Annotated in this window: 20 protein-coding genes; 12 read left to right on the plus strand and 8 right to left on the minus strand. The window is 61.7% G+C overall.

From position 1 onward, the window contains the following. Positions 1-36: 36 nt before the first annotated feature. The 5 genes from IE095_RS13685 to murD all read left to right on the plus strand — a co-directional run bounded on the left by IE095_RS13685 (position 37) and on the right by murD (position 6220). Complete coding sequence (locus tag IE095_RS13685) at positions 37-1092, plus strand: endonuclease/exonuclease/phosphatase family protein (RefSeq protein ID WP_189412233.1); 1056 nt, start codon at positions 37-39, stop codon at positions 1090-1092. 109 nt (positions 1093-1201) lie between these two features. Continuing rightward, on the plus strand, positions 1202-2986 hold the full coding sequence (locus IE095_RS13690; RefSeq protein ID WP_189412234.1) for a calcium-binding protein: 1785 nt from the start codon (positions 1202-1204) through the stop codon (positions 2984-2986). A gap of 220 nt (positions 2987-3206) precedes the next feature. Next, positions 3207-3461, plus strand: coding sequence for a YjhX family toxin (locus IE095_RS13695; protein ID WP_189412235.1), 255 nt, complete (start codon positions 3207-3209; stop codon positions 3459-3461). 72 nt (positions 3462-3533) lie between these two features. Next, positions 3534-4745, plus strand: a complete 1212-nt coding sequence (locus tag IE095_RS13700; protein ID WP_189412236.1) for a WG repeat-containing protein — start codon at positions 3534-3536, stop codon at positions 4743-4745. A 77-nt stretch (positions 4746-4822) separates the two neighbouring features. After that, on the plus strand, positions 4823-6220 hold the full coding sequence (murD, locus tag IE095_RS13705; RefSeq protein WP_189412237.1) for a UDP-N-acetylmuramoyl-L-alanine--D-glutamate ligase: 1398 nt from the start codon (positions 4823-4825) through the stop codon (positions 6218-6220). Here murD and IE095_RS13710 read toward each other — a convergent pair. Further along, a complete protein-coding gene (locus IE095_RS13710) occupies positions 6217-7044 on the minus strand; it encodes a GNAT family N-acetyltransferase (RefSeq protein WP_189412238.1) in 828 nt (275 codons plus the stop codon). The two genes, murD and IE095_RS13710, sit on opposite strands and share 4 nt — an antisense overlap. A gap of 315 nt (positions 7045-7359) precedes the next feature. On the opposite strand from IE095_RS13710, the gene IE095_RS13715 reads away from it, so the two are divergent. Both IE095_RS13715 and IE095_RS13720 read left to right on the plus strand, forming a co-directional pair. After that, positions 7360-9024: a M10 family metallopeptidase C-terminal domain-containing protein gene (locus IE095_RS13715; RefSeq protein ID WP_189412239.1), complete on the plus strand. Its 1665-nt coding sequence runs from the start codon at positions 7360-7362 to the stop codon at positions 9022-9024. 26 nt (positions 9025-9050) lie between these two features. Continuing rightward, the gene (locus tag IE095_RS13720; protein WP_189412240.1) at positions 9051-9527 is read left to right on the plus strand and encodes a GFA family protein; all 477 of its coding nucleotides are present in this window, start codon (positions 9051-9053) and stop codon (positions 9525-9527) included. A 12-nt stretch (positions 9528-9539) separates the two neighbouring features. On the opposite strand, the gene IE095_RS13725 is transcribed toward IE095_RS13720, so the two are convergent. Continuing rightward, entirely contained in the window at positions 9540-10046 is a 507-nt protein-coding gene (locus IE095_RS13725) for a calcium-binding protein (protein ID WP_189412241.1), read from the minus strand. Positions 10047-10175: 129 nt separating this feature from the next. On the opposite strand from IE095_RS13725, the gene IE095_RS13730 reads away from it, so the two are divergent. The 3 genes from IE095_RS13730 to IE095_RS13740 are packed head-to-tail and all read left to right on the plus strand — an operon-like array spanning position 10176 to position 12471. After that, positions 10176-10490: a PepSY domain-containing protein gene (locus tag IE095_RS13730; RefSeq protein ID WP_189412242.1), complete on the plus strand. Its 315-nt coding sequence runs from the start codon at positions 10176-10178 to the stop codon at positions 10488-10490. Beyond that, positions 10490-11152, plus strand: coding sequence for a response regulator transcription factor (locus tag IE095_RS13735; protein ID WP_189412243.1), 663 nt, complete (start codon positions 10490-10492; stop codon positions 11150-11152). Before IE095_RS13730 ends, IE095_RS13735 begins: the two co-directional genes overlap by 1 nt. Then, positions 11152-12471, plus strand: a complete 1320-nt coding sequence (locus tag IE095_RS13740; protein WP_229804791.1) for a sensor histidine kinase — start codon at positions 11152-11154, stop codon at positions 12469-12471. Before IE095_RS13735 ends, IE095_RS13740 begins: the two co-directional genes overlap by 1 nt. Here IE095_RS13740 and IE095_RS13745 read toward each other — a convergent pair. The 6 genes from IE095_RS13745 to IE095_RS13770 form a co-directional block, all read right to left on the minus strand. Further along, entirely contained in the window at positions 12461-13390 is a 930-nt protein-coding gene (locus tag IE095_RS13745) for an L-lactate dehydrogenase (RefSeq protein ID WP_189412245.1), read from the minus strand. The genes IE095_RS13740 and IE095_RS13745 overlap by 11 nt on opposite strands. 67 nt (positions 13391-13457) lie before the next feature. Then, positions 13458-13787, minus strand: a complete 330-nt coding sequence (gene mazF, locus IE095_RS13750) for an endoribonuclease MazF (RefSeq protein WP_189412246.1) — start codon at positions 13785-13787, stop codon at positions 13458-13460. Between the two features lies 1 nt (position 13788). Next, a complete protein-coding gene (locus IE095_RS13755) occupies positions 13789-14031 on the minus strand; it encodes an AbrB/MazE/SpoVT family DNA-binding domain-containing protein (RefSeq protein ID WP_189412247.1) in 243 nt (80 codons plus the stop codon). A 50-nt stretch (positions 14032-14081) separates the two neighbouring features. After that, entirely contained in the window at positions 14082-14546 is a 465-nt protein-coding gene (locus IE095_RS13760; RefSeq protein WP_189412248.1) for an SRPBCC domain-containing protein, read from the minus strand. Continuing rightward, positions 14543-15019 (minus strand): SRPBCC domain-containing protein, encoded by a 477-nt coding sequence (locus IE095_RS13765; protein WP_189412249.1) that lies wholly within the window; start codon positions 15017-15019, stop codon positions 14543-14545. The genes IE095_RS13760 and IE095_RS13765 overlap by 4 nt, the downstream gene beginning before the upstream one ends. Before the next feature lie 31 nt (positions 15020-15050). Next, complete coding sequence (locus IE095_RS13770; protein ID WP_189412250.1) at positions 15051-15386, minus strand: ArsR/SmtB family transcription factor; 336 nt, start codon at positions 15384-15386, stop codon at positions 15051-15053. Between the two features lie 113 nt (positions 15387-15499). On the opposite strand from IE095_RS13770, the gene IE095_RS18405 reads away from it, so the two are divergent. Next, on the plus strand, positions 15500-15622 hold the full coding sequence (locus IE095_RS18405; protein ID WP_229804792.1) for a ribbon-helix-helix domain-containing protein: 123 nt from the start codon (positions 15500-15502) through the stop codon (positions 15620-15622). A gap of 125 nt (positions 15623-15747) precedes the next feature. After that, the coding region (locus IE095_RS13780) for a type II toxin-antitoxin system RelE/ParE family toxin (RefSeq protein ID WP_189412251.1) at positions 15748-15998 on the plus strand (251 nt) is incomplete at its 3' end.

The raw sequence follows: 15998 nt of genomic DNA on the forward strand, positions 1-15998 counted from the left end.
CTAAGGTGTGTCCATTCATTCTGAAAGGGCATTTCCATGAAACTCCGCAATCTCTCCATCGCGTCCTTCAATCTTTACAATCTCAATGAACCCGGCCTGCCGCTTTACACCGATCCCGATGGCTGGCCCCAAGACGCCTATGACCGCAAGATCGACTGGTCGCAGCGCGTTCTGTCCCGCCTGAAACCGCAGGTCGTGGGCTTTCAGGAACTGTGGCACCGCGCCTCGCTGGAACGCGTCGTCGCCCGCGCAGGTCTGACCGATCAATACGATCTGCTGATCCCGCCGGATGCCAATGGCACCCATATCGTCTGCGCCGCGATGGTCCAAAAGGGCTTGCTGGAAGGCACGCCCGAATGGATCACCCGTTTTCCCCAGAAATTCATCCTGCAAAGCCAGGGCGATGATCCTCAGACCCCCGCCATTGCCGTTGCCATCAACAGCTTTTCCCGCCCCGTCCTGCATTTCACCATCCGCCCGCGCGAAGACCACGGCCCCGTCCATGTCTTCGTCTGCCATTTCAAATCGAAAGGCCCCACCAAGGTTTTCCGCGAACCTTGGTTCAACGCCGACCGCACAGGCTATCAACCCCATCAGACCAACCTTGGCGCGGCCCTCTCGACCATCCGCCGCACGGCCGAAGCCTCGGCCCTGCGCTTTCTTTTGACCGGCATCATGAAGGGCACCGATGCCCCGGTGATCGTCTTGGGCGATATCAACGACAGCCAGCATTCCAATACGGCGAATATCCTGACCGAACAGCCGCGCTATCTGGTCGGTGATAGCGTGGGCGGCGGCGATGTGGCGCTTTACACCGCCCAGACCTTGCAGGAATACCGCAACACCCGCGACGTCTATTACACCCATATCCATCAGGACATCATGGAGTCGCTGGACCATATTCTGGTCAGTCAGGAATTTTACGACAACAGCAAGAAACGCCTTTGGATGTTCGATGGCATGGTGGTGATGAATGACCATCTGAACTGGGATGATCATGCGGAAAGCGGCACCAATGACCACGGCATCATCGCCGCCCGCTTCCGCTATCGCCCGATCAAGGTGGAGGCGGCGGGCATAGTGGAAAGCTAGACGCCACAGCAAATCACCGCAAACTGTTTGCCTATAACGTTTTAGATCGCTACCAATTCGCCATCCAACGCCGCCCACAGGCGCGGCGGGATCATAAAGGGTGGGGAATATGGCGGACACATACGGCAGCAATCTGGCGGACACATTGTATGGCGGCGAGGGCGGCGTTCGGGTTTTTGGCTGGTTGCAAAGCAATCCCAAGGGCGATCAGGGGCCAGCCGATGACCATGACCGCATTCGCGGCGGCGCGGGCAAAGACACGCTTTCGGGCGGGGCGGGCGATGACAACATCGGCGGCTATGCCCCCTCGGACAGCAACGGCGACTTTGCCGCCTCTGGCAGCGATCTGATCTATGGTGGCGCGGGCAATGATTACCTGATCGGCGGGGCTATTGCCGAAAACGACCGTGACTCGCTTTATGGCGGCTCGGGCGACGACACGGCATTTGGCGCCTATGGCCATGACCTTATCATCGGCGGGGCGGGCCATGACCAACTAATCGGCGATGATGGCGAGCCGGGCCTTGGCGCAGGCAACGATACGATCCTTGGCGGTCTGGGCGACGATCAGATCTTTGGCGACGATGGCAATGACTCGCTGCTGGGTGAAGATGGCAATGATCAGATCGTCACTGACAATGGCGATGATTTCGCCGATGGCGGCCTTGGCAATGACGACCTTTGGGGCTTTGCCGGGAACGACCGGCTGATCGGCGGCAAGGGGAATGACAATCTGATCGGCGACAGCGACGGTGGCGGCACGGATTATGGTGTTGGCAAGGACACGCTCTTTGGCGGCGATGGCCAGGATTCCCTATGGGGTGATCGCGGGGCTGACCTGCTTTATGGCGGCAAGGGCAATGATCGGCTTTTCGCCGATTTTAGCTATGCCAGTGAACATCCCGGCATTGACCGGCTTTATGGCGGGGCAGGCCACGACACAATGTCCAGCCTTGGCGGCAATGATCTGCTCTATGGCGATGCGGGCAATGACAGCCTGACCGCCGATACCGGGGCCGTCAAACTTTATGGCGGTGCGGGCCATGACCGGCTGACGGGCTATGCCGGAACCGAAGGGACTTTGTTCAGCGGTGGCGATGGCAACGACACCATTTCCGCCGACGACGGCATCACCGCCTTGGGCGGCAAGGGGAATGACCACATCGAGGTTGTCGTCCATGACCGCAGCCTGAACAGCCGGGTGGACGGTGGGGCGGGCATCGACGGGATGCGGATCTTTTCCATGTGGATGACCGAAGACCTGACCTTCAAACTGACGGCGAACGCCGACTGGACAACCTTTCAGGGCAGCCTCAAATACCGCAACATCGAACGCATCTACCTGATCTCGGGCGAAGGCGACGACCATCTGACCGGTGGCCAATACGCCGATCAGTTTGAAAGCGGTGCTGGCAATGACAGCCTGTTTGGCGGCAAGGGCAACGACACGCTTCAGGGCGAAGGCGGCGATGACGTGCTGATTGGGGGCAAGGGCAACGATCAACTCGGCGGCGGTTTGGGGCATGACACGCTGACCGGCGGGGCAGGGGCCGATACCTTTGAACTTTATATCAATCATGCCGGGGACGATTCCGACCAGATCATCGACTTCAGCCATGCCGAGGACACGATCCGCCTGTTCAGCAATGAATTCACCCTTCTGCATGACGGTGGTGAAGGGATTTCGGCGGCCGACTATCTGGCCCAGGCCTTCCGTCTGGGCACGGTGGCGCAGGACGTCAGCGACCGCTTCATCTATAACGCGGCAACGGGGCTGCTGATGTATGATGTCGATGGCAATGGCAGCGGACAGGCCCTTCTGATGGCGCAGTTCGCGGCGGGGACGGTCATCGCCGCCGATGATTTCATCTTTGCCACCTATCTGGGTTCTTAAATCCACAGCAACAATCGAAAATCCGGCCAGGGCTTGACCCGCCCCGGCCGGATTGCAAGAATTGCGCTGAACTTTGACGCGAGGCGTTCATGTCCGAGATTGCGGTCCTTTCCTGACAGCTTTGCCTGCCGCCCCGCGGTGGGCCGCTGTCATGAACCCGGATAGGTGGCCGCGTTCCGCGCCGCCTGTCCTGTCGTGACCCGATCTGACGGACCTTTCCATGAACATCTCGAAACGCGAACAGCGCGTGCTGCACCATTTGGCTTTGGGTGGCCATATTCGCCATGAATTCGACGGCAAACGCATCGTCGCTATCACCTGCTTTACCCATGACGGCGCGGTGCTGTCCGACTGCGACCTGCCGCTGTTCCAACGCCTCCGCCAACGCGGCCTGATCGGTGCCAAGGGCGGCCCCTACCGCATCACCCTGCTGGGGCGACGTTCGGTTAGGGCACAGTTGGACAATCAGGGGTGAAGGGCTTCCCCCGCCCTTGCCGGGGCGGGGGAGGCTGCCTAAAGTCGCGCAAAGGTTGATCGGAGGGGCGGGATGATCCGGGCTTTGTTGGTGCTGTTGCTCTGCGCTGGGCCGTCGTTTGGGCAGGAGGTGAACTCCGAACGCCTAGGCGTCCTTTGCGATGGGCCTTATGGGCTGTGCGGCTTGCGGGATCGATACACGGGGGAGCCTGTCGGGCCGCAGAATTATGAAGGTGTTCTTGATTTCAGCCAAGGTCTCGCCGCAGCAGTACTCATGGGGCGATATGGCTATGTCGATTCCTCTGGCGCAATGGTGATACCCCCTGAGTTTGATCTGGTTGGCTCTTTTCGCCATGGTCTCGCGCCCGTCGCCGTCAGCGGCAGGATCGGGGTGATCAATAAACAGGGAAAGATGGTTGTTGCCCCAAGGTTTCAAGAGGTTGTCGTTTTGTCTGACCAAGTTTTCGTGGCACGGGATGGGCGGTTCAAGCATGATGGTCGCGAAGCATTGCCCCTCTCAAACACTTTGGCTGCTCGTTTCGATGGTGGCGTCGGTCTGTTTCATACTCAGCATGGCTGGTTGACCGGCCAAACCTATGAGTTCAAGCAATTCACGGAACTTGACTCGCGAGAACCGCTTTTTGTCTGGGCCGCAGAGAAAGATTCTATGCAGCAGCTATGGGGCTTGATGCGGATCGAGGACGGCAGTTGGGTTGTGGAACCACAATTTGACAGCGTCGATAGAGCGATCTTCGGTCGTGCCTTCGCGAGACTGCCTGACGATGGCGCCAGCGGAAAGCGTTCAAACCTAATCGCTTTCGTAAGTGTTTCTGGCGAGGTGACCTACGAAGAAAGACTAAAAGGCCTTACCTGCCCAGACGGCAGCCGCGTTTTCAAGGAAAATGACCTCTGGGGAATACGCGGGGCGGATGGCAATGTGTTGATCCCCGCCATCCATCGCGCCCTATCGTGCTATAGAAAAGGCATCGTCTGGCTGCCGGTTGCCGACGATCGACAATGGTGTCCCCACGGGCCAGATGGGCAGCGCCGCGAAAGGCCAGCCTGCCGGGACGCCTACAATCTTTGCGAAGGAAGTTGGTCGCACTTAGGGCCCGAGGTATTGGATGAAGATGCCTTTGAAAGCAGCATTCTTTGGACGCGGACCCTGCTGGAGGTCTTGGACGATCCCAATCGAAAGGGGCCGAACTTGGTAGGCGACGGTGTCATGGGTGGTACCGGCAAACATGAAATCCGTTCGTGGGACTGCTACTTCGTGGACAACTAACCCATCTTCCCCTTTCCCCCCACATCCAATACCTCACAACAAGCGGGCCAAACCCGCTTCCGACAGGGGGCCACACTATGATTCCAGTCCAGGGTTACCAAAACCAAAAGGTCGCCGTTCTGGGCCTTGGCCGTTCCGGCCTTGCCACCGCCCGCGCGCTTCAGGCGGGCGGCGCGATCCCCCTGCTGTGGGACGACAGCCCCGAATCCCGCCAAAAGGCCGAGGATCAGGGTTTCACCTGCACCGATCTGACCCGCAATGCCGCTTGGGAGGGCATCGCCACCCTCATCACCAGCCCCGGCATTCCCCATCTTTATCCCAAAACCCACCCCGTCATCGCCCGGGCCATGGAACTGGGCATTCCCGTCGACAATGACATCGGTCTGTTCTTCCAATCCCTCGCCACCGCCCAATGGGACAGATACGAACAGCCTCCCCGCGTCGTCTGCGTCACCGGGTCGAACGGCAAATCCACCACCACCGCTCTCATCCATCACCTGCTGCAAGAGGCGGGCCGCCCGACCCAAATGGCGGGCAACATTGGCCGCGGCGTGCTGGACATTGACCCGCCCGAGGATGGCGAGGTGATCGTTCTGGAACTGTCGTCCTATCAAACCGACCTCGCCCGCGCCCTGACCCCCGACATCGCCGTTTTCACCAACCTTTCCCCCGACCATCTGGACCGCCACAACGGCATGGGCGGCTACTTTGCCGCCAAGGCTCGGCTTTTCACCCAAGGCGGTCCCGACCGGGCCATCATTGGCGTTGATGAACACGAAGGGCGTTATCTGGCGAACCAGATGGGGCAGGGGCCGGGGGACGACCGGGTGATCCGCATCTCATCGGGCCAAAAGCTGGAAGGCTTCGGCTGGGTCGTCTTTGCCCGCAAGGGATTTCTGGCGGAATGGCGCAAGGGCAAGCAAGTCGCCTCCATCGACCTGCGTGACATCGCGGGCCTGCCGGGGGCCCACAACCACCAGAACGCCTGCGCCGCCTATGCCGCCGTCCGCGCCCTTGGCCTGGCCCCCCGGCAGATCGAGGATGGCCTGCGCTCCTTTGCCGGACTGCCCCACCGCAGCCAGTTGATCGCCGAACGGAAAGGCGTGAAGTTCGTGAACGACAGCAAGGCCACCAATGTCGATTCTGCCGCCAAGGCGCTGCAAGCCTTCCCCCGCATCCGCTGGATCGCGGGCGGCATGGGCAAGGATGGCGGCATCGCCGCCCTGCAACCCTTCCTTGGTTCGGTCGTCAAAGCCTATCTCATCGGCCATTCCGCCCGCGACTTTGCCCTGCAACTGGGCCAGACCCCGCATGAGATCTGCGAAACCATGGATCGCGCCGTCACCCGCGCGGTGGCCGAGGCCGAGCCGGGGGATGTGGTTCTGCTGGCCCCAGCCGCAGCCAGCTTCGACCAGTACCCCAATTTCGAAAAGCGTGGGGATGACTTCGTCGAAAGGGTGCGGGGGTTGGTCTAGGCCAGGTCGTGCCGCATCCAGATCTGCTCCATGGCCGTCTTCTGCCAGCCGCCAGCGGCAAAGAACCGCGCGGCCTGGTCTGGCGCAAACAGGGCCGGAGCTCTGACGGGTCGCCCTGCCGCGTGAACCCTTAGGGCTGCCGTAAAGGCTTGGGCCCGCTCAGGCGTGACCTGCGCCGAAAGCGCCAACGCGGTCAGCCGCAACGCGCCGGGGCTCGGTTCCAGCAGCGCCACGATGTCTTCGCCCTGGTCCACTAGCCCATAGGTCGGGTCCGTCCGGGCCGCCATCCCGACCGGATGTTGCTGCCAGGGCAGGTCGCCTTTGGTAAAACGCCCAGCCCACTGCGCGGCCTGAAAAGGGTCCACCCGCTGCAGGGCGGTCGGCACAACGCCATGCCCAACGTCCAGATCATAGCCGCACAACGTGCCCAAGGCGCGAAAGCCCTGCTGCGCATACAGGGCTTTCGCCGCCGTATTGCTGGCGATGACTTCCAGCTCCAGCCAACGATCCTGCCGATCGCGCGCCGCTTGAATGGCCTCAACCATCGCCGCGCGCCCCAAGCCCCGCCCGCGCCAGTCGGGTGCAACGCCCAAACCCGCCACCCGGCTGATCCGCCCGCGCCGCGCGACCAAAAGGATCGCGGCAGGCCGCTCGCCATCCAGCCAAAGGGCCGAGGCCATAGGATCCAGGTTTTCGGCGCGAAACCGCCGCTCAAAACCCGCCACATCCATCGCCACCGGCACCATATAACCGGCGTAGCCCTCGTTGAAGGCTTGCACGATCAGCGACGCAGGGCATTCCGTCAGGTTTATTTGGCGCAACATCGGGGCATCCTTTTGGACCAATCTGCCCAAGACCCGAGCATCACACCAGCCTTTGATTGAGAATCATATGGCGACAATCTAGCCCCGCGCACACCCCCTGGGCGAAGCATGGAATGGATTTGGAACTTCGCCTATAGTATGATGATTGCGTCGACATCAACGTTTGCAACCCCTGATAAGGCTCGGTGCTGTTGCACAGCATCTGTGCAGGGCTCTTTGCCTAATATGCTAGTATACGTCACGATTTCGCCACAATTGGCCGCGAATTGGCTCCCCCTGTTTTTTGTTTAACCAGTCGCCGGAATAGAACGCCCCATGCAAAGCTCTGCTTCGCGCGTCAACGAAAACGTTGACGCCCCGTCAAACTCGTCCTCGAACTATGCCATCCGTCTGAATCAGACGGTTCAGGCCGAAATCGCCTCGTCCCGCGATCAGGACTGGTTTTCGGTCGAGCTGAAGGCGGGCCAGACCTATACCTTTGCCATGGTGGGGACGGGGGCCGAGATGTTGCAGGGCAGCACCCTGACGCTGATCGGCAAGGACGGCCGCACGACCCTTGCCGCCAACGATTCCGGCCTGCCCAACGGTCATGCGCTGATCACCTTCACCGCCAAGGAAAGCGGCACCTACTATCTCTCGGCCAAAGGCAGCGATGGGCTGCGCGGCGAATACGGCATTTCGGCCACCGAGGGCCGCAAGGCCAAGATGGATGCCGACATGCTGGCCGGCCTGTTGCAACAGGCCGGAAGCTGGAGCGACACCCGCGGCGAAGGCACAGTGGTGACTGTGGGATTTCGCCAATCGTCGAATGACGACGAGTTCAAGAATTTCTCGCGCTTCACCGACCAGCAGAAAAAGATCGCGATTAAGCTGCTGAAAGGGGTCGAAGAGTTTACCGGCCTGAAATTCAAGATCGTCAATGCCCAAGGCTATACCAACGACGCCTCGATCCTGTTCGGCAACTACAGCGAAAAGGATGGTCTGGGCGGGTTCGGCTATTATCCGGGCGAAGAAGACGGCGATCATCGCGCCGGTGATATCTGGATCAACAAGGCCGGCAGCGACGGGCTCGATTTCATCCAGATGCACGAACTGGCGCACGCCCTGGGCCTGTCCCATCCGGGGCACTATGACGCGACCAACGGCAACCGCATCACTTACAACAACAGCGCCCAGATCACCCAAGACAGCTATACCGAAACGGTGATGAGCTATTTCGACGGCTCGGCCACCGGCGACAAGCTGGGCAAGATCCTGACGATGCGGCCCAGCGACATGCTGGCGCTGCAACTGATGTATGGCGCGAATATGGAAACCCGCACCGGGAATGACACCTACGGTTTCCACAGCAACCTCAAAGGCATCTACAGCTTTACCGCCAAATCGCAGGCAACCCTTGTGATCTGGGATGCGGGCGGGCGCGACCGGCTGGACCTTTCGGGTTTCCGCCAGAACCAGATGATCACGCTGGAGGATGGTGGCCTGTCCAATGTCGCGGGCTTCCGTCAGAACCTGGGCATCGCCCATGGTGCCTTTATCGAAGAGGCAATTGGCGGCTGGGGCGATGACCGCATGTTCGGCAATGACCGCGCCAATCTGCTGGACGGCCGCGCTGGCCATGACCGGCTGTTTGGGGGCGCAGGCAATGACCGCCTGATCGGCGGCGCAGGCAACGACATTCTGAAAGGCGGATCTGGGGATGACCGCCTGCTGGCCGGTCCGGGGGTAGACCGGCTGTTCGGGGGGGGCGAGGCTGATACCTTTGTCATCACGCGGGGGGTGGACCGCGCGATCATCGGCGATTTTCAGGACGGTCAGGATCAGATCGACCTGTCTTCGCTGAACATCAGCTTCGCCCATGTCCTGAAAAACGCGGAACAGGACGGCAAGAACACTGTCCTGCATCTTGCGGGCGATGTGACCGTCGAGCTGCTCGGCGTTGCCAAGCTTGATCTGGATCGCGACGACTTCATCTTCTAATCTGGGCGAAAGCCCAGAGGGACAAGATGCAAGGCCAATGCACCTGCGGCACCATCCGCTATCGCCTGAACGCCCGCCCGTTGTTCACCCATGCCTGTCACTGCACTTGGTGCCAGCGTGAAACCGGCGGGCCCCATGCCTGGAACGCGATGATCGAGGCGGGGTTTGTCGAACTTCTGGCCGGGCAACCGCAAGAGGTTGTCACCCCATCAAATTCTGGCAAGGGCCAGATCATCTGCCGCTGTCCGAATTGCCATGTGGGGCTTTGGTCGCATTATGCCGGGGCAGGCCGGGGCGTGGCTTTTGTCCGGGTTGGCACGCTTGATGATCCCAGCGCCTTTCCCCCCGATATTCACATCTTCACCAGCACGAAACAGCCTTGGTATGTCTTGCCGAAAGACGCGCCTGCCGTGCCGGAATATTACGACCGCGCCGCCTATTGGCCCGCTGAAAGCCTTGCCCGCTGGGCCGCCTTTAAGGCCGGGTCAGCCCCAAAGGGCTGACCCCCCCTCGCATCAGGAATCAAACAGAAAATGGCTGATGTCCAACTGTGCCTTGGTCATGCCTTCCAGCGTCACCGTGTTGCCTGCCGACAAGGTCAGCACCAGATCGCCATCCACCATCTTGCTGTTCTTGATCAGATTCTGAACTTGCGCGCGGCTGAAATCGTCCAGTTCGATCTTGTCCAGACCGTTCTGGAAATCGCTGATCACGTCGCGCCCGTCATTCCGGTCAAACTCGAACACATCCGCCCCGCCGCCCCCTGCCAGCCAGTCATTGCCCGCATCGCCTTCCAGCCAGTCACGCCCCGCGCCGCCATAAAGGCTATCGGCCCCCGCACCGCCGTCCAGATCGTCATTGCCAAAACCGCCGAACAGCCGGTCATTGCCACCGTCGCCGTCCAATTCGTCATTGCCATTCAGCACATAAAGCGTGTCATTGCCGCCCAAGCCGTCCAGTTCATCATATCCGTTCGTGCCGCGCAGCGTGTTCGGGCCAGCGGTTCCAACTTTATTGACCATGATGCAGTCCTTTCTATTTGCCCAAAGGGGCGATTCGTCGTCATGGTCCCGTTCTAGCGCAGGCTTCCTGACAGCGGCCTGACCCGAACTGTCAGCCAATTGTCAGGCGGCATATGTCATAAAAGGCTTATGAAAAAGCGCATCACACTCATCCTTGCCACGATCCTTCTGCCGCTTGCGGCGGTCGGGCAGGTCACACCCACCCCCGACTTTGAAATCGCCGCCGAAGCGGTGGCCAAGGGTGAAATCCTGCCCTTGGCCGATGTGCTGAAATCCCTCGCCTCCGTCCAACCCGGCCGCGTGGTCGAGGTTGAACTAGAGATCAGCGATGGCCTGCGTGTATACGAGGTGGAATTGGTCACCGATGATGGCCGCCTGATCGAGGTGGATATTGACGCCGCAACGGGCGTGATCGTCGAAATGGAAGAGGATGACGACGACTGATGCGCGCCCTTGTCGTCGAAGATGACCGCCGGATCGCCGCCGATCTGCAACGCGCGCTGGAATCGGCGGGCTTTCGGGTGGAACTTGTCGAAGACGGCGAAACGGCGTGGTTCCGGGGCGGCACGGAAAACTATGACCTGATCGTGCTGGATCTGGGCCTGCCGCGTCTGGACGGTCTGACTGTCTTGAAACGCTGGCGGGCCGAGGGGTGCGAAAGCCCGGTGCTGGTGCTGACAGCGCGGGGCGCTTGGGCGGAACGGGTCGAAGGGATTGATGCCGGGGCCGATGACTACCTGCCGAAACCCTTCCGTATGGAGGAATTGATCGCCCGCGCCCGCGCCTTGGTGCGGCGTGCGGGCGGTCGCGCCACGGCCCAACAACAGGTCGGTCGGCTGACCGTCGATCTGAATCGGATGCTGGCGGCGGTCGATGGCGTGCCGGTCGCCCTGACCCCGCTGGAATTTCGCCTTCTGGCCTATCTCGCCCTGCACCGCGACCGCGTGGTGCCCCCGACCGAACTGCTGGAACATCTGTATGGCGACGACGACGCGAAAGAGGCCAACGCGGTCGAGGCGGTGATCACTCGGTTGCGGCGCAAGCTGGGCGCAGGCATCGTCGGCACAAGGCGCGGCTTTGGCTATCATCTGGAAGATCAGGCATGATGGGCCGCTCGCTCCGCTGGCGCTTGATCCTCTCGGGCGCTGCGGCGATCCTCACCGCCTTGGGGCTGGCGGCGCTGGGCCTTGCGCTGCTGTTTGAACGCCATGTCGAACGGGTGGCCGTGGCCGATCTCTCGGCCCGTGCCCTGACCTTGGCGGCGATGGTCGAAGACGATGGCGCGCGGCTGGGCGATCCGCCTGCCGATCCACTCTATGACCAACCCTTTTCCGGCCATTACTGGCAGGTGCAACTCGGCGACGACCTGCGCCGCTCCCGCTCGCTTTGGGATTTTCGTCTGCCGATGGCGGAGCTTTCCCCCGGCGCGACGCTTGTGCAAACCCTCGCCGGTCCGCAGGGCGAGGCCTTGCTGGCGGTCGAACAGGCCCTCAAGGTCGGCGATCAAACCTTTCGCATTCTGGTCGCCACCGACCGCGACGAACTGACCCAAGCCCGGCAGGGCTTTCTGGGCGACCTTTTGCCCTATCTGGCGCTGCTGGGTGGCCTGTTGGTGCTGGCCTCTGGCCTGCAAGTCACCATCGGCCTGCGCCCCTTGGCCAATGTTAGCACCCGTGTCGCCGCCCTGAACGCCGGGCAACGTGACCGGATGGGGGGCGATCTGCCCACCGAAGTCATCCCCTTGGCCCAAGAAATCGACACGCTGCTCGATGCCCGTGACACAGAACTGGCCCGCGCCCGGCACCGCGCGGGCGATCTGGCGCATGGGTTCAAGACGCCCTTGCAGGCGCTTTTGGGCGACGCTGGCCTTTTGCGTGACCGGGGGCAGGATGATCTGGCCGATAGCGTGGAACATGTCGCAAGCTCTATGCGCCGCCTTGTGGACCGCGAACTCGCCCGCGCGCGGATCGGGTCCGACCGGGGCCGGGCCGAGGCTGACGTCGCCCGCGCTGTGCGCCGCGTGATCGAAGTGCTGCGCCGCACGCCAAAGGGTGGTGACATCCAGTGGCAGGTGCAGGGGGCAGAGGGGCTGAAAGCCCGCATCGACCCCGATGATCTGACCGAGGCCTTGGGCGCGCTGCTGGAAAACGCCCTGCGCCATGCGGCAGGGCAGGTGGCTGTGACCGCCTTGGCAACGCCCGGCGGCATCGTGCTGACCATCCGCGATGATGGGCCGGGCGTCGCGCCTGCCGATCTGGCCCGCCTGTCGGAACGCGGCCTGCGTCTGGACGAAAGCGGCGAAGGGCAGGGCATCGGCCTTGCCATCGTGGCCGATATTGTCGAGGCGGCGCGCGGCGCGCTGCATTTCGAAAACGGCGGGCCGGGGCTGGTCGTCACCATCCGCCTTCGCGCCGCTATAGCCTGATCTGCCCTGCCGTTTCCCACAGCAAACGCGCACTGGCCGCCAGCGCCTCAGTCTCTCCAGCATTCAGGTCGGGCATCAGATCGGCCATCACCCCATCGCGCCCCAACACCCGTGGCACCGACAGCGCCACATCGCCCAAGCCCGGAAAATTCGCCCGCATCGACACCGACAAAACCGCCCGCTCATCCCCCGCAATCGCCCGCACGATCCGCGCCAGCCCGGCCCCGATGCCGTACCAAGTGGCCCCTTTCCCCTCGATGATCCGATAAGCCGCCCGCCGTGTGCCTTGATCAATCTCGGCCATCACCGCATCGGTGATCGGCGCGCCGACCTGCGCTGCAAAATCCCGCAAGGGCAGGGTGCCCGCCCGCGCCGCTGACCAGGCCAGAACCTCGCTGTCGCCGTGTTCGCCCAGCACATAGGCATGCACCGATTGCGGCGAAATCCCCAGATGCCGCCCCAAAAGGCTGCGGAAACGCGCCGTATCCAGAATCGTCCCCGACCCGATCACCCGCCCCGGCGGCAGACCCGAGATCCGCGTCGTGATATCCGTCATGATGTCCACCGGGTTGGTGGCGATCAGCAAAATCGCCTCGGGCGCTGCCTGCATCACCTGCGGCACGATCTGCTGAAACACCGCGGCATTCCGCGCCAAAAGGTCCAGCCGCGTTTCCCCCGGCGACTGGTTCACCCCCGCCGCCAGAATCACGACACCCGCCCCCGCAAGATCGGCATAGCCCCCAGCCCGCACCACCAAGGGCCGCCCAAAGGGCACCGCATGGGCAATATCCTCGGCCTCGGCCAAGGCGCGGGCCGGATTGTGGTCGATCAGCACCAATTCCGACGCAGCCCCTGTAAGCGCCACAGCAAAACCCGCTGCCGAGCCGACCATCCCCGTGCCCACAATCCCAACCTTCATCCGCGCCTCCTCTGCTGCATGCAGGCTAGCAGCCGATGGCGCACGGGGGAATGATTTGGGTCAAGGCCTATCGCCCGATCAGCGCCCGCGCCTTGGCCCGCACTTCGGCCAGTTCCCCTTCGCTGATCCTGCCTTTGGCTTTTGCCCCACGGGCTCGCCAGTCCAACGATTTCACCTGATCCGCCAGAACCGCGCTTTGCCTTGCGTCGTCGATCGCCACCTCAAACGGATAACCCTTGCGCTGCGTCGTCAGCGGGCAGCACAGCATCAAACCCATACGGTTATAGGCTTGCGGCGAAAGCACGACCGCCGGACGATGCCCCGCTTTTTCGTGCCCAGCCTGCGGCGAAAAGCTCAACCACACAATGTCCCCGGCATCAGGCACATATTCGGCCATTTCAAAGGGCTTCCGTACCCGTCGGTGCGCCAAAGTCAGCCTCACCGTGCTGATTTTCGGGCGTGATCCCGGCGATCAGGCTTTCCAGATCATATTCCTCGCCGACCAGCGGCTCGATCACGATCCGACCCCCATCTTCACGCACATCCACAGCCTGATCGACCCGCAACCCGGCAGCGGCCAAGATCGAAGCCGGAATGCGGACCGAGGCACTGTTACCCCATTTCTTGACAACGGCACGCATGGTATATCCTGTTTCTACAATGTTGATACTAACATTGCGCGCAGGCCGTTTCAACCCACCCCCAAAACCCGCTCCAGCCGGTCATAGCTTTCTGCCATCCCATCTGTCATGCCCGTCGCCAGCATCGCTTCGCGCGTGGCCCCATCAGGCAGGGTCATGCGCATGGTGAACAAAGTGCCCGCCCCATCGGCCTGAAACAGTGTTTCCACATGGTTGTCGGGTGTCGCATCCGGCAGGAACATGCGTTCGACATGCACGATCCGCTGGTTCGGCTCCACCGTCAGATATTCCCCCGTCGCATGGAAATCCGCCCCCTTGCCATCGCTCCATTCAAAGCGGAAACTGCCGCCTGTCCGGCAATCGTTCTGGCAGACCGGCATTGCCCAACCCTCTGGCCCCGTCATCCAGCGTTTGATCAGCGCCGGTTCGACATGGGCGCGAAAGACCTGCGCCGGGGGCGCTGCAAAACGCCTTGTCACCAGAATTTGCGTATCGCCTTCCATCGTCAACTTCATGACCATCCCTCCAAAACCGCATCCAGCCGCTGATAGGCCTCATCCATCCCCTCGACCATGGCCGTGGCCATCGCCGCATCCCGCGCCTGATCGGATGAATACCAAACGATCATTCGCATTTCCGTCAGATTGTCGCCCAAGGCCACCAGTTCGGTCGTCACACGCGTCTCACCGCCCGTCCAATCCTCGTCAAAGGTCTCGCTATGCACCATCCGATGCGGGGCTTCGATTTCCAGAAAGCGCCCCGTCACGCCCATTTCTCCGCCATCGGCCCGCGTCCAGACCCAGCGAAAACCCCCGCCCACCCGGAAATCCTGTTCGCACAAGGTCATCGGTGCCACCCGCGCCCACAGCCATTTCGGGATCAGCGCCGGGTCGGTCATCGCCTGCCAAACCCGACCCAAGGGCGCATCAAAGCGCCGCGTAAACAGGATTTCATGCGCCCCCGAAGCGGTGGCTTGCAATTGGTGCATCAGTTTGGCCCTTTTGTGAATGATTGATCGGTTATTTTTCAGCGCTGTCTTCGCGCCCCATCTCTTCCAGCAAAACGTCCAGCCGCCGATAGCGTTCCTCCCAGATCGCCCGGAACCGGCCCAGCCAATCCCACAGCTCCTCCACCCGTTCCGGCTTCAGCCGCCGGGGGCGGCTTGTCCCCTCGATCCGCGTTTCAATCAGCCCCGCCTCTTCCAACACCTTCAGATGCCGCGAAACCGCGGGCTGGCTAATCGCAAAGGGCCGCGCCAGTTCCTGCACCGTCGCCTCTCCCTCAGCCAAACGCGCCAGAATGGCGCGGCGCGTCGGGTCGGACAGGGCGGCAAAGGCGGGGTCAAGTTGGGGCATTGGTGATTCCATCTTTATATAAGTAATTTATTATATAACGAATGGGCGAGTCAATCCGCCTGTATTCTGCACCGCGATGTGCTATGATTACATCAGACGACAAAAGGTGACTCATGCCCCAAGCCCTGACATCCGAACCCATCACCATCCGCACCGCCAAAGTGGCTGAAATTGACGCCTTGGCCCAAGCGATGGACCGCACGCGAAATTACATTGTCAATCAAGCCATTGAGTAATATTTGGCCGCCAACGCTTGGCAGATGGAACGCATTGTCGAAGGCGTAAAGGCCGCCGAATCCGGCCAGGCCAAACCCGCCGAAGATGTCATTAACGCCATAGCCGCCAAGCACGGCTGGACGGTGTGAGGGGGCTGATCATCGCCGATTCTGCGGCGGACGATCTGGAAAACCTTGTCGATTTCATCGCGCAGGACCGTCCCGAAAATGCCGAAGCTGTCTTCCGCACCCTTGTCGCTGCCGCCCGCAGAGTGACTGAATTCCCTGCGATGGGCCGTCCCGGACGCCATCCGCTGACGCGGGAATTTTCGGTGCCCGACCTTGTGTGTTTGTTTTGTGTTAAGGTTTGCCCCTGCGCTGCGGTCCAACGCTTTGC

Origin of the sequence: Neogemmobacter tilapiae (assembly GCF_014652215.1) — a bacterium.
GTDB lineage: Bacteria > Pseudomonadota > Alphaproteobacteria > Rhodobacterales > Rhodobacteraceae > Neogemmobacter > Neogemmobacter tilapiae.